Below are 18,274 nucleotides of genomic sequence, written 5' to 3'. Positions count from 1 at the left end.
CGCCAAATCCACGAAGAGATAATTTACCTGACAGTTTAACTGCCAGTTTTAAGGTGCTCCAGCCTAAAAAAACGTTACAATCATTGGGCGTTAATTATATCGAAAGGAAGTGAGCGTTTATGCGTACCGTTCTGAATGTGTTGAATTTTGTGCTGGGCGGTTTTGCCACCACCCTTTCCTGGCTTTTTGCCACGCTGGTGAGCATCGTCCTGATTTTCACGCTTCCCCTGACCCGTTCCTGCTGGGAAATCACAAAACTCTCCTTAATCCCCTACGGGAATGAAGCTATCCACGTTGACGAGCTGAATCCGGAGAGCAAAAACGCCCTGCTGAATACGGGCGGAACCCTGCTTAACATTCTGTGGCTGATTTTCTTTGGCTGGTGGCTGTGCATCATGCATATTTTTGCCGGTATTGCACAGTGCATCACGATTATTGGTATTCCTGTGGGGATCGCAAACTTCAAGATCGCCACTATCGCCCTTTGGCCCGTTGGTCGCAGGGTTGTTCCGGTAGAAGTGGCCAGAGCGGCGCGCGAAGCAAACGCTCGTCGTCGTTTTCAGTAAATAAGGACTGGCCGCGTTTATGCTAAGCCCACTGCTTCGCCGTTATACCTGGAACAGCACCTGGCTTTATAACGTCAGGATATTTATCGCGCTTTGCGGCACGGTTGCCCTGCCCTGGTGGCTGAATGATGTCAAGCTCACCATTCCGCTCACGCTGGGGGTGGTGGCCGGGGCGCTGGCGGATCTGGACGACCGTCTGGCCGGGCGTTTACGTAACCTGGTCATTACGCTCGTCTGCTTTTTTATTGCGTCAGCTTCCGTTGAGCTGCTTTTCCCGTGGCCCTGGCTGTTTGCCCTGGGCCTTACGCTCTCAACCAGCGGGTTTATTTTGCTGGGCGGGCTTGGGCAGCGCTATGCCACCATCGCTTTTGGTGCATTGCTGATCGCTATCTACACCATGCTGGGCGTTTCCCTGTACGACCAGTGGTACCAGCAGCCGGTTCTGCTGTTGCTGGGCGCCATCTGGTATAACCTGCTGACGCTAACCGGTCATCTGCTTTTCCCGGTTCGCCCGCTGCAGGATAACCTTGCCCGCAGCTTTGAGCAGCTAGCCCGCTATCTGGAACTGAAATCCCGGCTGTTCGACCCGGACATCGAGGAAGAAAGCCAGGCACCGCTCTACGATCTGGCCCTGGCAAATGGCCAGCTGGTCGCCACCCTTAATCAGACAAAAGCTTCCCTGCTTACCCGTCTGCGCGGCGATCGCGGTCAGCGCGGAACACGACGGACGCTTCACTACTATTTTGCAGCCCAGGACATTCATGAACGCGCCAGCTCCTCGCACGTTCAGTATGCCGCCCTGCGCGAGAAGTTCCGCTACAGCGACGTGATGTTCCGTTTCCAGCGTCTGCTGTCCATGCAATCCCAGGCGTGCCAACAGCTCTCGCACTCCATTCTGCTGCGAACGCCCTATCAGCATGACCCCCGCTTTGAACGCGTATTCAGCCATCTTGATGCGGCACTCGACCGCGTTCGGGCCAGCGGAACGTCACCGGAACACATCAAAGCGCTGGGTTTTCTGCTTAACAACCTGCGTGCGATTGATGCCCAGCTGGCAACCATTGAGTCCGAACAAGCGATGGCGCTGCCAGGCAGTGAGGTGGAAAACCAGCTTGCTGATGACAGCGTACACAGCGTTAGCGATATGTGGCTACGGCTGAGCCGCAACTTTACGCCGGAGTCGGCTCTCTTTCGGCACGCCGTGCGAATGTCGCTGGTGCTGTGCGTGGGGTATGCCTTTATCCAGATTACCGGGCTGCATCACGGCTACTGGATCCTGCTGACCAGCCTGTTTGTCTGCCAGCCGAACTATAATGCCACCCGACATCGTCTTGCGCTGCGTATTATCGGCACGCTGGTTGGCGTCGCGATTGGCCTTCCGGTGCTCTATTTCGTGCCCTCCGTTGAAGGTCAATTGATCCTGATCGTGATCACCGGCGTGTTGTTCTTCGCGTTTCGCAACGTGCAGTACGCCCATGCCACCATGTTCATCACGCTGCTGGTGCTGCTCTGCTTTAACCTGCTGGGTGAAGGGTTTGAAGTCGCCCTGCCCCGAGTGATCGATACGCTGATTGGCTGTGCGATTGCCTGGGCCGCGGTCAGCTTTATCTGGCCGGACTGGCGTTTCCGAAATTTGCCGCGCGTGGTAGACAGGGCGATGAACGCCAACTGTCGATACCTTGACGCGATCCTGGAGCAATATCATCAGGGCCGCGATAACCGCCTGGCTTACCGGATAGCCCGCCGCGACGCGCACAACAGTGATGCGGAACTGGCCTCCGTAGTCTCTAACATGTCGACGGAGCCTCGCGCCACGGCGGATATTCGAGAGACCGCGTTCCGCCTGCTCTGCCTGAACCATACGTTCACCAGCTATATTTCGACGCTGGGTGCTCACCGTGAGAAACTCACCAACTCGGGTATTCTCAACCTGCTTGATGACGCCGTCTGTTATGTCGATGACGCGCTTCATCATCGACCAGCCGATGAGCCGCGCGTTCAACAGGCGCTGGATGAACTGGCTCAACGCATTGCGCATCTAGACCCGGGAAACGACAGTAAAGCACCTCTGGTGCTTCAGCAGATAGGCCTGCTTATCGCTCTGCTGCCTGAAATTTGCCGGCTGCAACAACACATCGCTAGCTGGAGGAGTGATTCTCCAGTGGCTCAGTCAACGCATTAAACCACTCCGTGAGCTCCCGGCGAATGTCTGCCGGGAGTGCCGCTTCATGCAGCCCCTCGATAGCCCCTTCCAGCGCGAAGAGAACTTTTATACTCAGCGCTTTGTTTTTTGCCCGCATCTTTAGCCAGCTCGCCCTGGCTCCAAGCTCCCGCAACATTTCCTCATTGGTGATGCCAGCTTCAAAGAGCAAGACTTCAAGCTGAAAGGTCAGGTTTGGCAGATCTTTGAGTCGGTTTCGTTGATGGCGCTGATAACGCTCTTTTCTTGCCGCACTGAGCGCAAACGAGGAGAGCTGAAGTAACCGCTCCCTGTCCTGCCATAATCCGTCATCCACACGATAATAGTTGAGCAGCACCGGGCGGCCTCGCTTCATCAACGTCAAAAAAGAGGAGGCATTTTTTACACAGTATTTCGCACTTTCCTCACAGGCGCGAAGATAAAGCTCGCCGTCTGAGACCATGGCAAAAACCGCATCATCCACCGCGAGGGTATAGCCTCCAAACAACGCGCGGTGATGAATCTCACCCAACGGGGAGAGGTATTCCTGAGATTTATAAATCCGTTCATAAGATATCTTTTTCATGATATTTCCCTTCAAAATCATAAAGTAACAACCAAATTTCTTACTAGCGGATCCGTTAGCAGGAAAATAGGCAACTTATCGTCGTTGAGCAAGATGATTTTTCGAGGAGCATCAAGATTGAATGAATTTTGCGAGTCGCTTTCCGAAAATGAGGTTGATCTTTGGGCATACAGGGGTTACTGTATATCCATACAGTAACTACAGGGCTGGAATGAATATGCACACTTCAGGCTATGCAAATCGCGCTACCTCTCTCTCTTCTGCCGCAGGCAATGTCTCGCAGAATTCCATCGAGCGTGTTTCCACGGGGCTTATCAGTGAAGTGGTTTATCGTGAAGACCAGCCCTTGTTAACGCAACTTCTGTTACTGCCGTTATTACAACAGCTCGGTCAGCAATCGCGCTGGCAGCTTTGGCTCACGCCTCAGCAAAAGCTGAGCCGTGAGTGGGTTCAGTCCGCCGGCCTGCCGCTGACGAAAGTCATGCAAATTAATCAACTCTCGCCTTGCGATACCGTTGAGTCGATGATTCGCGCGTTACGCACAGGGAATTACAGCGTGGTGATTGGATGGTTACCGGAAGAATTGACTGAAGAAGAACATTTCCGTCTGACTGAAGCCGCTGAAGAAGGGAATGCGATCGGGTTCATTATGCGTCCGGTTCGATCGGATTCTTACCGCAGAGGACAACTTTCTGGGCTAAAAATTCACTCAAATTTGTATCATTGAGTGAAATTAAGATTTTTCCTGGAATTTTTTTTGACCGCAAGATGGGATTTAAGTTCCCGACCTGAAAATTGCGGCAAGGCTTGTCTGGTGCGGTTCTCCTTAATTTTATTGCACAAAATTCGTTCGAAAAATGTTAAATAATCGGTATACGGAACTTTTTTTTTCATATGCCTGACGGACTTCACACTTGTAAGTTTTCAGCTACGTTGTAGACTTTACATCGCCAGGGGTGCTCGGCCTAAGCCGAAGATATCGGTAGATTTATATTTGACCACGCCCCCCGGTGAAGGATTTAACCGTGATTCTCTCTTGAGACTTTCATGGCGAATTTTGGATGATAACGAGGCGCAAAAAATGAAAAAGACAGCTATCGCGATTGCAGTGGCACTGGCTGGCTTCGCTACCGTAGCGCAGGCCGCTCCGAAAGATAATACCTGGTATGCAGGTGGTAAACTGGGCTGGTCTCAGTTCCACGACACTGGCTGGTACAACAGCAGCCTGAACAATGATGGCCCAACTCACGAGAGCCAGCTTGGTGCAGGTGCGTTCGGTGGCTATCAGGTTAACCCGTATGTTGGTTTTGAAATGGGTTACGACTGGTTAGGTCGTATGCCATACAAAGGCGACACCATCAACGGCGCTTTCAAAGCACAGGGCGTTCAACTGACCGCTAAACTGGGCTACCCAATCACTGACGATCTGGACGTGTACACCCGTCTGGGCGGCATGGTATGGCGTGCTGACTCCAGCAACAACATTTCTGGCGACAACCATGACACCGGTGTTTCCCCAGTATTCGCTGGTGGCGTTGAGTGGGCTATGACCCGTGACATCGCTACCCGTCTGGAATACCAGTGGGTTAACAACATCGGCGACGGCAACACCGTTGGTGTTCGTCCAGACAACGGCATGCTGAGCGTAGGTGTTTCCTACCGTTTCGGCCAGCAGGAAGAAGCAGCACCAGTTGTTGCTCCAGCGCCGGCTCCAGCACCAGAAGTACAGACCAAGCACTTCACTCTGAAGTCTGACGTTCTGTTCAACTTCAACAAAGCGACTCTGAAACCAGAAGGTCAGCAGGCACTGGATCAGCTGTACACCCAGCTGAGCAACCTGGATCCTAAAGACGGTTCTGTAGTGGTTCTGGGCTTCACCGACCGTATCGGTTCTGACGCTTACAACCAGAAACTGTCTGAGAAACGTGCTCAGTCTGTTGTTGATTACCTGATCTCTAAAGGTATCCCAGCTAACAAGATCTCCCCACGTGGTATGGGCGAATCTAACCCAGTTACTGGCAACACCTGTGACAACGTGAAAGCTCGCGCTGCACTGATCGACTGCCTGGCTCCAGATCGTCGCGTAGAGATCGAAGTTAAAGGCATCAAAGACGTTGTAACTCAGCCAGCGGCATAAGTTATCGTCTTATAAAAAAACCCCGCCATGCGGGGTTTTTTATTGTCTGAAGAAAAGTAAAAAATCTACTTTTTACCCAACAGAGCCTGAAGGTCGTTCTTCAGCGTCGACATCTGGTTGGCGTACTTCTCTTTATGTTCTGCATCCTCAATCAGCTGCACGATGGTTTCCGACAGCGTTTTACCCCGTCGTTGTGCCAGCCCGGCCAGGCGCTGCCAGACAACGAACTCAAGGTCGATTGATTTTTTGCGAGTGTGCTGATGCTCAGCATTAAAATGCCGTTTGCGTCGCGCGCGGATAGTTTGCTTCATCCGGTTTAACAACGCAGGATTGATATGTTTCTCAATCCACCCGTTAACCTGTACCGGTTCATTTTCGAGGGTCAGCAAAATATCCACGGCTTCTTGCGCAGCGCTGGCTTCGATGTAGCAGGTGATCAGCTCCCCTTCACGGTGCTTTTTGACCAGGTATTTCCATTTCCAGCCGCTTTCGAGATTTTCCAGTTGTTGATATTTCATTGCGATCTCAGTGTTACCACGTAACTCTGTTCAGAATATCAGTTTTTTAGCAATCTGCTGAAAAGAAATCATATCCTGTGAGTGAATGCAGGCATTCGCCCTGTCGAAATCCCCAATCCTGCTTGGGTACAGCCCCCCGCTTACGGTATACTCCACGCTTTTACATCTGACTAAAAAACATCAACTTTGACCATTACGAAACTTGCATGGCGTGACCTTGTTCCGGATACCGAAAGTTACCAGGAACTGTTTGCACAGCCCGAACTCGCAAAAGACCACGAATTCATCCTTAGCTATACGCAGCCTCGTTTGCATTACGCGCTGGAGCAGATGTTAAGCCCATGGGCAACAGCACCCTTCATGCTGCTCAAAGCCCCGGAAGAAGCGGAATACCTGACGCTGCTCGGAGATGCTGTGCGCCAGCTGAAGCCGGAAGCGAACGCCGTTTTTGGCGGGCAGTATCGTATTGCAGGACATGATGTCACTTTCGAACCTGCGGCGCAGGCCGATGGCGGTTTTGCCGCTAAGGGCGAGGTGGTTATCGCTAACTGGGTCGAGGCGGAACAACTCTTTGGTTGTCTGCGCCAGTTTAACGGCGAACTTTCGCTGCAGCCGGGGCTGGTACATCGCGCAAATGGCGGTGTTCTCATCATCTCACTGCGTACCCTCCTCTCGCAGCCGCTGCTGTGGATGCGTCTGAAAACCATCGTGCATCAGCAGCGTTTCGACTGGGTCGGCTACGATGAGTCTCGTCCCCTGCCTGTCTCGGTTCCGTCTATGCCGCTGTCGTTAACCGTCGTGCTGACGGGCGACCGTGAGTCGCTGGCGGACTTCCAGGAAATGGAGCCTGAACTGGCTGAGCAGGCGGTATACAGCGAATACGAAGATAATATCCAGATTGCCGATGCCGACGATATGGCGCAGTGGTGCCAGTGGGTGATGGCCATTGCTGAACGTTTTACGCTGCCAACACCTGCGGCTGACGCGTGGCCAGGCCTGATACGCGAAGCGGTGCGCTATACCGGTGACCAGGAAACGCTGCCACTCTGCCCGCTCTGGATCGGCAAACAGCTGCGTGAAGTGGGTGTGATTAGCGGTAACGGTGCGTTCACCGGAGAGCAGCTCAACCAGATGCTGGCTCAGCGAGAGTGGCGAGAAGGCTATCTTGCTGACCGTATGCAGGATGAAATTCTGCTGGAACAAATTCTGGTGGAAACCGAAGGCGAACGCGTCGGGCAGATCAACGCCCTGTCGGTGATTGAATTTCCTGGCCATCCGCGCGCATTCGGGGAACCGTCCCGTATCAGCTGCGTTGTGCATATTGGCGATGGCGAATTTACCGACATCGAACGCAAAGCCGAGCTGGGCGGCAACATTCACGCCAAAGGCATGATGATCATGCAGGCGTTTTTGATGTCTGAGCTGCAGCTTGAGCAACAGATCCCCTTCTCCGCCTCGCTGACGTTTGAGCAATCCTACAGCGAAGTGGATGGCGATAGCGCCTCTATGGCTGAACTGTGCGCCTTAATCAGCGCCCTGGCGGAAGTGCCCATCAATCAGAACATCGCGATCACCGGCTCGGTGGACCAATTCGGTCGTGCCCAGCCTGTCGGCGGCCTCAACGAAAAAATTGAAGGCTTCTTCTCTATCTGCCAGCAGCGCGGTTTAAACGGCAAGCAGGGTGTGATTATTCCTGCTCCCAACGCACGCCATTTAAGCCTCAGCCAGGAGATTCTGGATGCGGTTGAACAAGAGCAGTTCGCCATCTGGGCCATCGAAGGGATTGAGGATGCACTACCCTTACTGACAAACCTGGTATGGGATGGCGAAGGGCAAACCACCCTGATGCAGACTATCCAGGAGCGCATTGCTCAGGCAACACAGCAGGATGCTCGTCACCGTTATCCATGGCCGTTACGCTGGCTGGGCTGGTTTAGTTCGAACTGATCGGACTTGTTCAGCGTACACGTGTTAGCTATCCTGCGTCCTTCACTAAAATAAGGCTTACTGAGAACATGGTAGATAAACGCGAATCCTATACAAAAGAAGATCTTCTTGCCTCTGGTCGCGGCGAACTGTTTGGCGCAAAAGGCCCACAGTTGCCGGCCCCGAACATGCTGATGATGGACCGTGTCGTGAAAATGACCGAAACCGGCGGCAACTTCGATAAGGGTTACGTAGAAGCAGAACTCGATATCAACCCGGACCTGTGGTTCTTCGGTTGCCACTTTATTGGCGATCCGGTAATGCCTGGCTGTTTGGGCCTGGATGCCATGTGGCAGCTGGTTGGCTTCTATCTGGGCTGGCTGGGTGGCGAAGGTAAAGGCCGCGCACTGGGCGTGGGCGAAGTGAAATTCACTGGACAGGTTCTGCCTACAGCGAAGAAAGTGACCTATCGTATTCACTTCAAGCGCATCGTAAACCGCCGCCTGATTATGGGCCTGGCAGATGGTGAAGTACTGGTCGACGGTCGTCTGATCTATAGCGCAAGCGACCTGAAGGTTGGCCTGTTCCAGGACACTTCTGCGTTCTGATCGTGCTTTTCGAACCCCGGAAAGGCGAAACCTCCGCAATGCGGAGGTTTCTTTTTTGAAAGAGACGTTATCAGGCTATGAGTGCCCTGTCGCCGATGGCTTCTCGCCAGCCTCCAAGCCATTGTGACCTTTGATTTATCGTCTGATAAGGACACATTTCTTTAGAACGTCCAGCGATGCCGGCCTGATAACCACGTTGATGAGCCCGTTCCAGGCGATCTCGTTTCTGTCTCTTCATGCCTCGTTTCCCTCATTCTTTTGTCTGGTGGAAAGAAAACAGTGTCTGCGCTATCTGCACAGGCACAGATAACGAATACCCCGAATTAGTCGCATCGTCAATGTTCAAAATTCATACGGGTGTCATATTTGTGAGCTACATGGAAGTTCATTTGTACAAAAATTGTGACGTGGCACAAGTAACAACCTGAGTTGAAAACGAAAAAAAACCGCAATCAGCGACAGGCCAACTGCGGTTTTTAATGATGAATTTTACTTATGGCAGCCGGGAAATCTCCCTCGCGATACTGGCCGACTCCTGCGCCCAACCCTGAGCCAGGACTTTCACCATTTCGTCATAGCCATCCTTCTGCTGCTTCAGCTCCAGATGGAAAGGACGCTTAATCAGCTGCCCCTGATGGTTCAGCAACCACTCCCCGCTGATCACCACCGCACCGTCATAGCGGCCGTGGAAGCCCGTTACGGTGACGTTCAGCGTATCCTGATCGTTACCCAGCGGCTGCGACGCGACTACCCAGCCCGGAAGCTGGCTGCCCAGGTTAGCCACCAGCGTGTTGCGCAGCTGCTGATCCAGCGGGCTGGCCCACAGGTTGTTGGTCGCAATCACGTATTTAACGTCGCTGGTCTGATAGACCACGCCGTTCCCTGCCAGATAATCCGGCACGGCGACCTGCTCAACCCACAGCTGGCGGTTTCCCTGACTCGCCGTGCTTTGCCCACCGCTGTGGGTTGCCACAGGCAGCTGATAATAACTTTTATTATCGCCCCCTGAACTGCACGCCGTTAACAGCAGAGCGCCAACCATCAATAGCCATTTTTTCATTCTTTTGCCCTCTTCGGCTCAGGATCCTTTTTATCTTTTGCTTCGAACACCAGCGCATTGCTCTTCTCGTTGAGCGTTTTCAGCACCGGCTGCAGTTCACGCAGGACCTGATCAAGACGCTGCATATCTGCCACCATCTTGTTATAGGCCGCAGAGCCCGGCTGGAAGCCCTGCATACTGCGGTTCAGCTCACGCAGCGTTTTCTGCATGTCCTGCGGCAGCTGCTGCATGCTCTGGCTCGCCGTGATCTTGTTGATGTTATCCAGCGTGGTTTGCAGACGGCGCATCGTTGCCTGGCTTTCGCTCAGCGAGTTTGTCGCCGCTTCAATCATCGGATTCAGTGGCAGATTGTTGATCTTATCCAGCGTCTCCATCAGACGCTGCTGGATCTGCGCCAGACCGCTGCTCACCGTTGGGATGATCTTGTAGCCGCCGAATTCACGGATACCGGTAATCGGCGGTGCTTTCGGGTAGAAGTCCATATCCACATACAGCGCGCCGGTTACCAGGTTGCCGGTTTTCAGCGACCCGCGTAGACCGCGTTCCATCAGTTGGGTGATATGGGTAGCGATATCCTGATTTTCACCAATCTGGTTAAGCAGACGCTCTGGTTCAATGCGGATCAGCACCGGAATACGGTAATCATCATCCAGCACCTGCTGAAGGCCCGGGACGAAGAACGGCACTTGTCCAACCGTACCGAGACGAATGCCGCGGAACTCAACGGGCGCCCCCGGCTGCAGGCCGCGAACGGAGTCTTTGAAGAACATCAGGAAGTCAACGTGATCGGTATAGAGCGCATCCTGAATGCTTTTTTGGTCGTCAAAGAGACGGAAAGCGGTGTTCTCTGCGACCGGCTGCCCCAAATCCAGGCCTTCCGGCACGTCAAAACTCACGCCGCCGCCAAACAGCGTGGTCAGCGAACCCATTTCAACGCGCATGCCTGCCGAGGTCAGATCCACCGCGATCCCGCTGTCTTTCCAGAAACGGACGTTGCTGGTGACCAGACGATCGTTTGGCGCATTGATGAAGAGCTGATAGCTAATTGCGCGTTTCTGCGGATCGAACGTGCTTTTCTCAACCGACCCGACGCGGTAGCCGCGAAACAGTACCGGGTCGCCCGCCGTGAGCTGACCTGCTTTTTTGCTGTCGAGGATCACGCGGATGCCCTTGGCATCAGGCGGCGCAAGCGGCGGTGAATCCAGAAGCTGGTATTTGGCAGGCTGGTTACCCTTAGCGCCGGGCTGCAGCTCTATGTAGGCGCCCGAAAGCAGCGTTCCTAAGCCGCTGATCCCTTCACGCCCCACCTGCGGTTTAACGACCCAGAAAACGGAATCGCCGTGCAGCAGTTTCTCCATGCCGGCATTAAGGCGCGCCTTAATCTCCACATGGGTTAAATCGTCGGTCAGGGTTGCGCTTTCGACCACGCCCACATCCACGCTACGGCTTTTGATGGTCGTTTTACCGCCCTCAATCCCCTCGGCATTGGTGGTTATCAGCGTGACTTCCGGTCCCTGATGGCTGTAATGATAAAACAGGATCCATGCACCGATCAGCGCGGTCACGATGGGAAAAATCCACACCGGTGACCAGTTTTTGACCTTCTGCACTTTCGCCTCTCCACTCTTATTTTCCATGCTCTTACTCTTCCTCATGGCTTGATTCAGGCTCACGATCCCACGATAAACGAGGGTCGAAGGTCATGGCCGCAAACATGGTCATGATCACGACCAGTGCAAACATTAAAGCCCCCATCGCGGGATAAATACTCATCAAACCGCCCATCCGCACCAGCGCAGAGAGAACGGCGATGACAAACACGTCTATCATTGACCAGCGTCCGACAAACTCGACCACCTCATAAATCAGGTGCATGCGTTCGCTGTCGCGTTTTCCATGGCCTTTCGCATCCCAACAGAGCCAGGCGATGGCGATCATTTTTAAGGTTGGCACCATAATACTGGCGATAAAGATGACGCCAGCGACCGGATAGGAACCCTCGCCCCAAAGCAGTATCACCCCGGCCAGGATCGTTGAGGGCATTTTGTCACCGAGCAAATCGGTGATCATAATTGGCAGAATATTGGCAGGCAGATACAGCATGATGGACGTGACCAGCAGCGCCATCGTCCACTGAAGACTATTTTTACGCCGCACATGCCCTTTCGTTTCGCAGCGCGGACAAACGTCGAGATCGGCGGGCAGCACGGCGGTGCAGCATGGGCAGGAACGTAACCCCTGACGAATTCCGGGCACGCCGACCTTCACCGTCTGTGCAAGCGTCGGTGCCGGGGCGATATCGTCCCACGCCCAGCGCCTGTCAACGCACTGGAATGCACGCAGCTGGAGGACACAGTACAGACACCACGGAATAAAGCTGCTGCCGATCCCCACGTCGCCGTATGCCATGAGCTTCACGAAACTGACCAGAATGCCCGCCAGAAAGATCTCGGCCATGCCCCAGCTTTTGAGCTGAAAAAGGATACGCGCAAGCCGGATTTTCAGTGATGCGGGCATCCTGACGCGGTTGACCAGCAAAAGGATTACGACCAGGCAAAAAGCCGGGACTATCTGGACAAACAGGAGAAAAAAGGTGCCGAGGCTGGCGTAATCTTCTGAGAACATCACGCCCGGGATCTCAAGCAAATCCACCTGGCTGGTTATCCCACCCACCTTCATATAGATGAAGGGGAAGAGATTGGAGAGCAGCAGCATAAAAAGTGCTGCAAGAGCGTAAGCAGTGGGACGCTGCCGCGGCGCGTCCCACTCGGTTGTCAACGTCGCACCGCAACGTGGACACAGGGCTTTATGTCCGTGACCAAGCTCTGGCAACGCCACGAGCATATCGCATTGCGAGCATAAAATATGCCTGTCGGCATGGTGCTGGTCACACATATGTTATCCCTGTTTATGCGCCGTTTTTCAGAGACTCAAGGTACTCCCAGCGCTCAAATGCTTCTTCCAGGGCTTTTTCAGCCGCGGACATTTCTGACAGTACTTTCTGAGTATAGTCATGCGATTGGGTAAAGAATGACGCATCAGCAACCTGATTTTGCAGATCCTCAAGCGCGGCCTCCAGCTCTTCAAGACGCTGCGGCAGTCCCTCCAGTTCGCGCTGCAGGTTATAGCTTAGTTTAGCCGAGGTTTTCTTGACAGTTTCTGCTTTTGTTACAGTAGCTTCAGGACCAATTTTGGACTTTGACTGCTTCGTCGCCAGCGACTGTGCCTGCTGCCCTTTTGCATCGTGATAACCGCCTACGTATTGACCAATTCGCCCTTCACCTTCGAAGATCCAGCACTCGGTCACGGTGTTGTCAACGAACTGACGATCGTGGCTAACCAGCATCACGGTACCCTGATAGCCGTCGATCAGCTCTTCGAGTAATTCCAGCGTTTCGACATCCAGGTCGTTCGTTGGTTCATCGAGAATCAGCAGGTTACTTGGCTTCAGGAACAGGCGCGCCAGCAGAAGACGGTTGCGCTCACCGCCGGACAGCGCGCGCACCGGCGTCATGGCGCGTTTCGGATGGAACAGGAAGTCCTGCAGGTAGCCCAGCACGTGGCGCGGCTTGCCGTTTACCATCACCTCCTGCTTACCTTCGGCGAGGTTGTCCATCACCGTACGGTCCGGATCCAGCTCCGCGCGGTGCTGGTCGAAGTAGGCGACCTCGAGCTTGGTCCCGCAGTGAATGCGTCCGCTGTCGGCCTGCAGCTGGCCCAGCATCAGCTTCAGCAGCGTGGTTTTACCGCAGCCGTTCGGGCCAATCAGGGCAATTTTGTCGCCGCGCTGGACCTGTGCGGAGAAGTCTTTCACCAGCACTTTACCGTCAACCTGATAGTTGACGTTTTCCATTTCAAAGACAATCTTGCCGGAACGGGACGCCTCTTCCACTTGCATTTTGGCGCTGCCCATCACTTCACGGCGTTCGCTGCGCTCGCGACGCATCGCCTTCAGGGCGCGCACGCGGCCTTCGTTACGGGTACGGCGGGCTTTGATGCCCTGGCGGATCCAGACCTCTTCCTGCGCCAGCTTGCGGTCGAACTCGGCATTCTGCAGCTCTTCCACGCGCAGGTTTTCTTCTTTCTCCAGCAGATAGGTGTCGTAATCGCCGGGATAGGTGACCAGCTTGCCGCGGTCGAGATCGACAATACGCGTCGCCATATTGCGGATAAACGAACGGTCGTGTGAGATGAAAATAATGGTGCCGCTGAAGGTTTTCAGGAAGCCCTCCAGCCAGTCGATCGCTTCGATATCCAGGTGGTTAGTCGGTTCGTCCAGCAGCAGCACCTTCGGCCCGCTAACAAGCGCGCGGCCCAGGGCCGCCTTACGCAGCCAACCGCCGGAGAGCGCCGACAGCTCCATATCGGGTTCCAGACCGAGCTGTGCCAGCACTTCATTAATACGGTTTTCAAGCTGCCACAGACCGTGGTGATCGAGCATCTCCTGCACTTTTGCAAGTTCGTTGAGGTTTTTGTCGCTCGGATCGGTCATCACCAGATGCGAAATCTCGTGATAGCGCTTCAGGTATTCGGCCTGCTCGGAGATCCCTTCCGCAACGAAATCGTAAACGCTGCCGGTCACGTGACGCGGCGGGTCCTGCTGGAGGCGGGAGACGATCAGATCCTGTTCGTAAACAATGCGTCCGTCATCCAGGCCCTGTTCACGGTTAAGGATTTTCATCAGCGTGGATTTACCCGCGCCGTTACGGCCCACCAGACAGACGCGCTCGTTATCTTCGATGTGCAGCTCTGCATTATCGAGAAGCGGTGAGTCGCTGAAAGAGAGCCACGCGCCGTGCATACTAATTAAAGACATTTATTTTTCCTTTCAGACCGCGGTAATCAACCAGCAGTTATGGATTTGACGGTTACGGGCAAAGTCCTGAGACAGCGTTTTTTGGCTGATTTCTTGTGCTTTCAGTCCCAGGGCTGCTAAGCCGTCATGATCCATACGGAAGCCGCGTTTGTTGTTCGAGAACATAATGGTGCCGCCTTTGCGCAGCAGGCGCTTCAGGTCGGTCATCAGGCGTAGGTGATCGCGTTGAACGTCAAAGCTATCTTCCATACGCTTGGAGTTGGAAAAGGTCGGCGGATCGATAAAGATCAGGTCGAACTGCTCGTCGGTATCGCGCAGCCAGCCCAGCACGTCGGCCTGCATCAGGCGATGCTGACGTCCGGTTAAGCCGTTAAGGCGCAGGTTGCGCTCCGCCCACTCCAGATAGGTACGTGACATATCTACCGTGGTGGTGCTACGCGCGCCGCCCAGACCGGCATGCACGCTGGCGCTGCCGGTGTAGGAGAAGAGATTCAGGAAGTCCTTGCCTTTACTCATCTGGCCCAGCATGCGGCGGGCGATACGGTGGTCGAGGAACAGACCGGTATCCAGATAGTCGGTCAGGTTGACCCACAGGCGCGCGTTGTATTCGCCCACTTCGATAAAGTCGCCCTTCTCGCCCATCTTCTGGTACTGGTTTTTGCCTTTCTGCCGTTCACGGGTTTTCAGCACCAGCTTGTTTGGCGCAATACCCAGCACGGCGATGGTGGCGGCGATGACGTCCAGCATGCGCTGACGCGCTTTTTGCGCATCAATGGTTTTCGGCGGGGCATATTCCTGAATCACCACCCAGTCCGCGTAGCGGTCAACCGCCACGTTGTACTCCGGCAGGTCGGCATCATACAGGCGGTAGCATTCAATGCCCTCCTGCTTCGCCCACTTCTCAAATTTCTTCAGGTTCTTGCGCAGACGGTTAGCGTAATCTTCCGCCACGCCGGACGGCTTGCTGTCGGCCGCCTTCTCCGCCAGATGGTAGTTTTTCTGCACGCAGTCCAGCGGGCCGTTTTTCGCCTTAAACTGGCGATCGGCACGCAGCTGCAGGCAGCTCAGCAGTTCCGGCGAGGCGCTAAACAGAGACAGGTTCCAGCCGCCAAAGTGGTCCTTCATGTTGCGGCCCAGCAGGCTGTGCAGGGCAATCAGCGCCGGTTCGCTGTCGAGACGTTCGCCGTATGGCGGGTTGCTGATCACGGTACCGTACGGGCCTTTTGGCAGCGGGTTGGTCAGGTTTGCCACGTCTTTTACTTCGAAGGTGACCAGCTCGCCGATACCGGCACGGCGGGCGTTGCTGCGCGCGCGCTCAATGACGCGAGGGTCGCTATCGGAGCCGTAGAAATGAGAGGTATATTCCGCCAGCCCCTTACGTGCGCGGGTCTGCGCGTCGTCTTTGACCTCTTTCCAGAGCGCTTCATCGTGCTGCGCCCAGCCTTTGAAGCCCCACTGGCCGCGGTGCAGTCCCGGCGCGCGGTCGGTGGCCAGCATGGCCGCTTCAATCAGCAGGGTACCGGAACCGCACATCGGGTCGAGCAGCGGCGTGCCCGGCTGCCAGCCGGAGCGCATCACAATGGCGGCCGCCAGGGTCTCTTTGATGGGTGCCATACCGGTACGATCGCGGTAGCCGCGCAGGTGCAGGCCCGCGCCGCTCAGATCGAGAGAGATGCTTGCCGTGTCGCCGTTCAGCCAGACGTTAATACGCAGATCGGGGTTTTCACGATCGACGTTGGGACGTTCCTTATTTTTACGGGTGAAGCAGTCCACAATGGCGTCTTTTACGCGCAGGGCACCATACTGGCTGTTACGGATCTCGTCGTTCACGCCGTTGAAATGCACCGCAAAGGTGGCATTCGGGGTGAAGATCTCTGTCCAGTCGATCATCTGTACGCCGGTATAGAGATCAAGGTCGCTATAGACCTTGCACTCCTTCATCGGCAGCATGATGCGCGACGCCAGGCGGCTCCACATCAGGCTCTGGTAAATAAGCCGCGTGTCGCCCTCAAAATGGACACCACCCTGAACCACCTGGCACTCTTGCGCGCCCAGGCTTTCCAGTTCAGTTTTTAACAGCTCTTCCAGCCCACGGGCCGTACTGGCAAACAGAGAATTCATATCGTCACTTTTACTCTTAGAAAATTGTCGCGCATTATAGCTAATATGGCGTGTATGTCATAAAGTTGAAGGCTTATTTTCATTCGAGGGAGTGTGCAGTGGCGACGTTATCCAGGCTTTTTATTCATCCGGTGAAATCCATGCGCGGCATCGGCGTCTCTCACGCGCTTGCCGACATGAGCGGATTTGCCTTCGATCGTATTTTTATGGTCACCGAGCCTGACGGAACGTTCATTACCGCACGCCAGTTCCCTCAGATGGTTCGCTTTACCCCTTCCCCGCTTCATGACGGTTTGCACCTTACCGCGCCGGACGGTTCCAGCGCGATAATTCGCTTTGCTGATTTTGCGCCTGTCGATGCGCCGACGGAAGTGTGGGGCAATCATTTTACCGCGCGCATCGCCCCGGATGAGATCAACCGCTGGCTGAGCGGCTTCTTCTCCCGCGACGTGCAGCTGCGCTGGGTTGGGCCTGAACTGACGCGTCGCGTGAAGCGCCACGACGCCGTTCCTCTCTCCTTCGCCGATGGCTTCCCGTTCCTGCTGACTAACGAAGCTTCACTGCGTGATTTGCAAGGCCGCTGTAAAGCCAGCGTTCAGATGGAACAGTTCCGTCCAAACCTGGTAGTGACGGGCGCCGACGCCTGGGATGAAGACACCTGGAAAGTGATCCGCATTGGCAGCGTCATTTTTGACGTGGTGAAGCCGTGCAGCCGCTGCATTTTCACGACGGTTAGCCCGGAGAAAGGCCAGAAGCACCCTTCCGGCGAACCGTTGAAGACATTGCAGTCATTCCGCACCGCGCAGGACAACGGCGATGTGGATTTCGGCCAGAACCTCATCCCGCGCTCCAGCGGCGCTATCCGCGTCGGTGATGAGGTAGAGATTCTTGCCCGAGGGCCTGCAAGGGTGTACGGCTCAGGGCAGGAAGAAGAAATGGTCGACGTTGTGACGAATGTCGCCTCCGCGATAGATATTCACTGGCAGGGCAACGTCATCCGTGGCAACAACCAGCAGGTATTACTGGAGCAACTGGAGCAGGCTGGTATTCGTGTACCGTATTCCTGTCGCGCAGGCATTTGCGGATGCTGCCGCATCAGGCTGGTGGATGGCGAAGTGAGTGCGTTGAAAAAATCAGCAATTGGAAATGACGGCACAATTCTGTGCTGTAGCTGCGTCCCGAAAACGTCCGTACAGCTGGAAGCTTAAACCGCCTGCTCGAGGCTGAAGGCATCCACGCGAAGCTGGGGCTTCAGCCTGTCGTTCATGACCTTAATAGCATCCCCAAGCTGCATCGTCCGCCCGGCAATCGTTACGCCGGGCTGCGCCAGCAGACAGAGTGCAGCATTTTCGCCAGGCTCAACCACCAGCAGGCTCACCTCTTCTGCGGTATCGCTCAGATTTACGCTCGCCGCATCGCCCGTTGCCGGGGTCCAGTTCATGCCGTGGGGCAGAAAATGCCAGCTCTTTGGCATTTGCGGTTTCAGGAAACGGATAGCCACCAGCGCATTTAATACCAGCTCGGCGCGCTGCTCTTTAGAGAGCACCAGATCGCGGCATTTTTCCTCAAAGGAGAAATAAAGCGCTGCATCGTCAACGCAAAAGCCCGACGGGGAAAACGCATCCGGGGTTAACATTCGGCGGGCAAAACGAGAACGAAACAACATGCCATTGGCTAAGTCGAGCATCATTCGGTCATGCTCGTCGCAAAAATACCAGCGCCAGTTATCGTCAGGTTTAATTCGCATGTGTCTCTCC

At 54.8% G+C, this 18,274-nt stretch carries 16 protein-coding genes; 7 read left to right on the top strand and 9 right to left on the bottom strand.

Annotated features, from left to right (window positions below; translation table 11 throughout):
• Nucleotides 1-119 precede the first annotated feature (119 nt).
• The gene (locus tag F0319_RS03445; RefSeq protein WP_149366288.1) at nucleotides 120-566 is read left to right on the top strand and encodes a YccF domain-containing protein; all 447 of its coding nucleotides are present in this window, start codon (nucleotides 120-122) and stop codon (nucleotides 564-566) included.
• Between the two features lie 19 nt (nucleotides 567-585).
• Complete coding sequence (gene yccS / locus F0319_RS03440; protein ID WP_149366287.1) at nucleotides 586-2,748, top strand: YccS family putative transporter; 2,163 nt, start codon at nucleotides 586-588, stop codon at nucleotides 2,746-2,748.
• On the opposite strand, the gene F0319_RS03435 is transcribed toward yccS, so the two are convergent.
• On the bottom strand, nucleotides 2,705-3,331 hold the full coding sequence (locus F0319_RS03435) for a TfoX/Sxy family DNA transformation protein (RefSeq protein WP_149366286.1): 627 nt from the start codon (nucleotides 3,329-3,331) through the stop codon (nucleotides 2,705-2,707). The two genes, yccS and F0319_RS03435, sit on opposite strands and share 44 nt — an antisense overlap.
• Before the next feature lie 217 nt (nucleotides 3,332-3,548).
• Between F0319_RS03435 and sulA the strand changes: the two genes are divergently transcribed.
• Nucleotides 3,549-4,058: an SOS-induced cell division inhibitor SulA gene (gene sulA / locus F0319_RS03430; protein WP_111964573.1), complete on the top strand. Its 510-nt coding sequence runs from the start codon at nucleotides 3,549-3,551 to the stop codon at nucleotides 4,056-4,058.
• Between the two features lie 354 nt (nucleotides 4,059-4,412).
• Nucleotides 4,413-5,468, top strand: a complete 1,056-nt coding sequence (ompA, locus tag F0319_RS03425) for a porin OmpA (RefSeq protein WP_023311028.1) — start codon at nucleotides 4,413-4,415, stop codon at nucleotides 5,466-5,468.
• Between the two features lie 65 nt (nucleotides 5,469-5,533).
• On the opposite strand, the gene matP is transcribed toward ompA, so the two are convergent.
• The gene (gene matP / locus F0319_RS03420) at nucleotides 5,534-5,986 is read right to left on the bottom strand and encodes a macrodomain Ter protein MatP (protein ID WP_008499929.1); all 453 of its coding nucleotides are present in this window, start codon (nucleotides 5,984-5,986) and stop codon (nucleotides 5,534-5,536) included.
• Nucleotides 5,987-6,172: 186 nt separating this feature from the next.
• On the opposite strand from matP, the gene F0319_RS03415 reads away from it, so the two are divergent.
• Together F0319_RS03415 and fabA are read left to right on the top strand one after the other, a co-directional pair.
• Nucleotides 6,173-7,933 (top strand): AAA family ATPase, encoded by a 1,761-nt coding sequence (locus tag F0319_RS03415; protein ID WP_149366285.1) that lies wholly within the window; start codon nucleotides 6,173-6,175, stop codon nucleotides 7,931-7,933.
• Between the two features lie 68 nt (nucleotides 7,934-8,001).
• Entirely contained in the window at nucleotides 8,002-8,520 is a 519-nt protein-coding gene (gene fabA / locus F0319_RS03410; RefSeq protein WP_008499931.1) for a 3-hydroxyacyl-[acyl-carrier-protein] dehydratase FabA, read from the top strand.
• A gap of 70 nt (nucleotides 8,521-8,590) precedes the next feature.
• Here the strand turns inward: fabA and rmf are convergent, their stop codons facing one another.
• The 6 genes from rmf to rlmKL form a co-directional block, all read right to left on the bottom strand.
• Nucleotides 8,591-8,758 (bottom strand): ribosome modulation factor, encoded by a 168-nt coding sequence (gene rmf, locus F0319_RS03405; protein ID WP_013097261.1) that lies wholly within the window; start codon nucleotides 8,756-8,758, stop codon nucleotides 8,591-8,593.
• Between the two features lie 255 nt (nucleotides 8,759-9,013).
• Nucleotides 9,014-9,580: a membrane integrity-associated transporter subunit PqiC gene (gene pqiC / locus F0319_RS03400; protein WP_008499932.1), complete on the bottom strand. Its 567-nt coding sequence runs from the start codon at nucleotides 9,578-9,580 to the stop codon at nucleotides 9,014-9,016.
• Nucleotides 9,577-11,217, bottom strand: coding sequence for an intermembrane transport protein PqiB (pqiB, locus tag F0319_RS03395; RefSeq protein ID WP_149366284.1), 1,641 nt, complete (start codon nucleotides 11,215-11,217; stop codon nucleotides 9,577-9,579). Before pqiB ends, pqiC begins: the two co-directional genes overlap by 4 nt.
• 4 nt (nucleotides 11,218-11,221) lie before the next feature.
• Nucleotides 11,222-12,475 (bottom strand): membrane integrity-associated transporter subunit PqiA, encoded by a 1,254-nt coding sequence (gene pqiA, locus F0319_RS03390; RefSeq protein ID WP_023335152.1) that lies wholly within the window; start codon nucleotides 12,473-12,475, stop codon nucleotides 11,222-11,224.
• A 13-nt stretch (nucleotides 12,476-12,488) separates the two neighbouring features.
• Nucleotides 12,489-14,396: an ABC transporter ATP-binding protein gene (locus F0319_RS03385; protein WP_149366283.1), complete on the bottom strand. Its 1,908-nt coding sequence runs from the start codon at nucleotides 14,394-14,396 to the stop codon at nucleotides 12,489-12,491.
• 12 nt (nucleotides 14,397-14,408) lie between these two features.
• Nucleotides 14,409-16,517 carry a bifunctional 23S rRNA (guanine(2069)-N(7))-methyltransferase RlmK/23S rRNA (guanine(2445)-N(2))-methyltransferase RlmL gene (gene rlmKL / locus F0319_RS03380; protein ID WP_021240859.1) on the bottom strand — a complete coding sequence of 703 codons (2,109 nt, stop codon included), beginning with the start codon at nucleotides 16,515-16,517 and terminating at the stop codon, nucleotides 14,409-14,411.
• Between the two features lie 98 nt (nucleotides 16,518-16,615).
• Here rlmKL and F0319_RS03375 point away from each other — a divergent pair, with 98 nt between their 5' ends.
• Nucleotides 16,616-17,725: a YcbX family protein gene (locus F0319_RS03375; RefSeq protein ID WP_149366282.1), complete on the top strand. Its 1,110-nt coding sequence runs from the start codon at nucleotides 16,616-16,618 to the stop codon at nucleotides 17,723-17,725.
• Here F0319_RS03375 and zapC read toward each other — a convergent pair.
• A complete protein-coding gene (zapC, locus tag F0319_RS03370) occupies nucleotides 17,722-18,264 on the bottom strand; it encodes a cell division protein ZapC (RefSeq protein WP_032651189.1) in 543 nt (180 codons plus the stop codon). The genes F0319_RS03375 and zapC overlap by 4 nt on opposite strands.
• Between the last annotated feature and the right edge of the window lie 10 nt (nucleotides 18,265-18,274).

Origin of the sequence: Enterobacter vonholyi, from assembly GCF_008364555.1 — a bacterium.
In the GTDB taxonomy this organism is placed as follows: Bacteria; Pseudomonadota; Gammaproteobacteria; order Enterobacterales; family Enterobacteriaceae; genus Enterobacter; species Enterobacter vonholyi.
The sequence above is the reverse complement of the archived record's forward strand: the minus strand, read 5'-3'. Positions and strand labels throughout refer to the sequence as shown.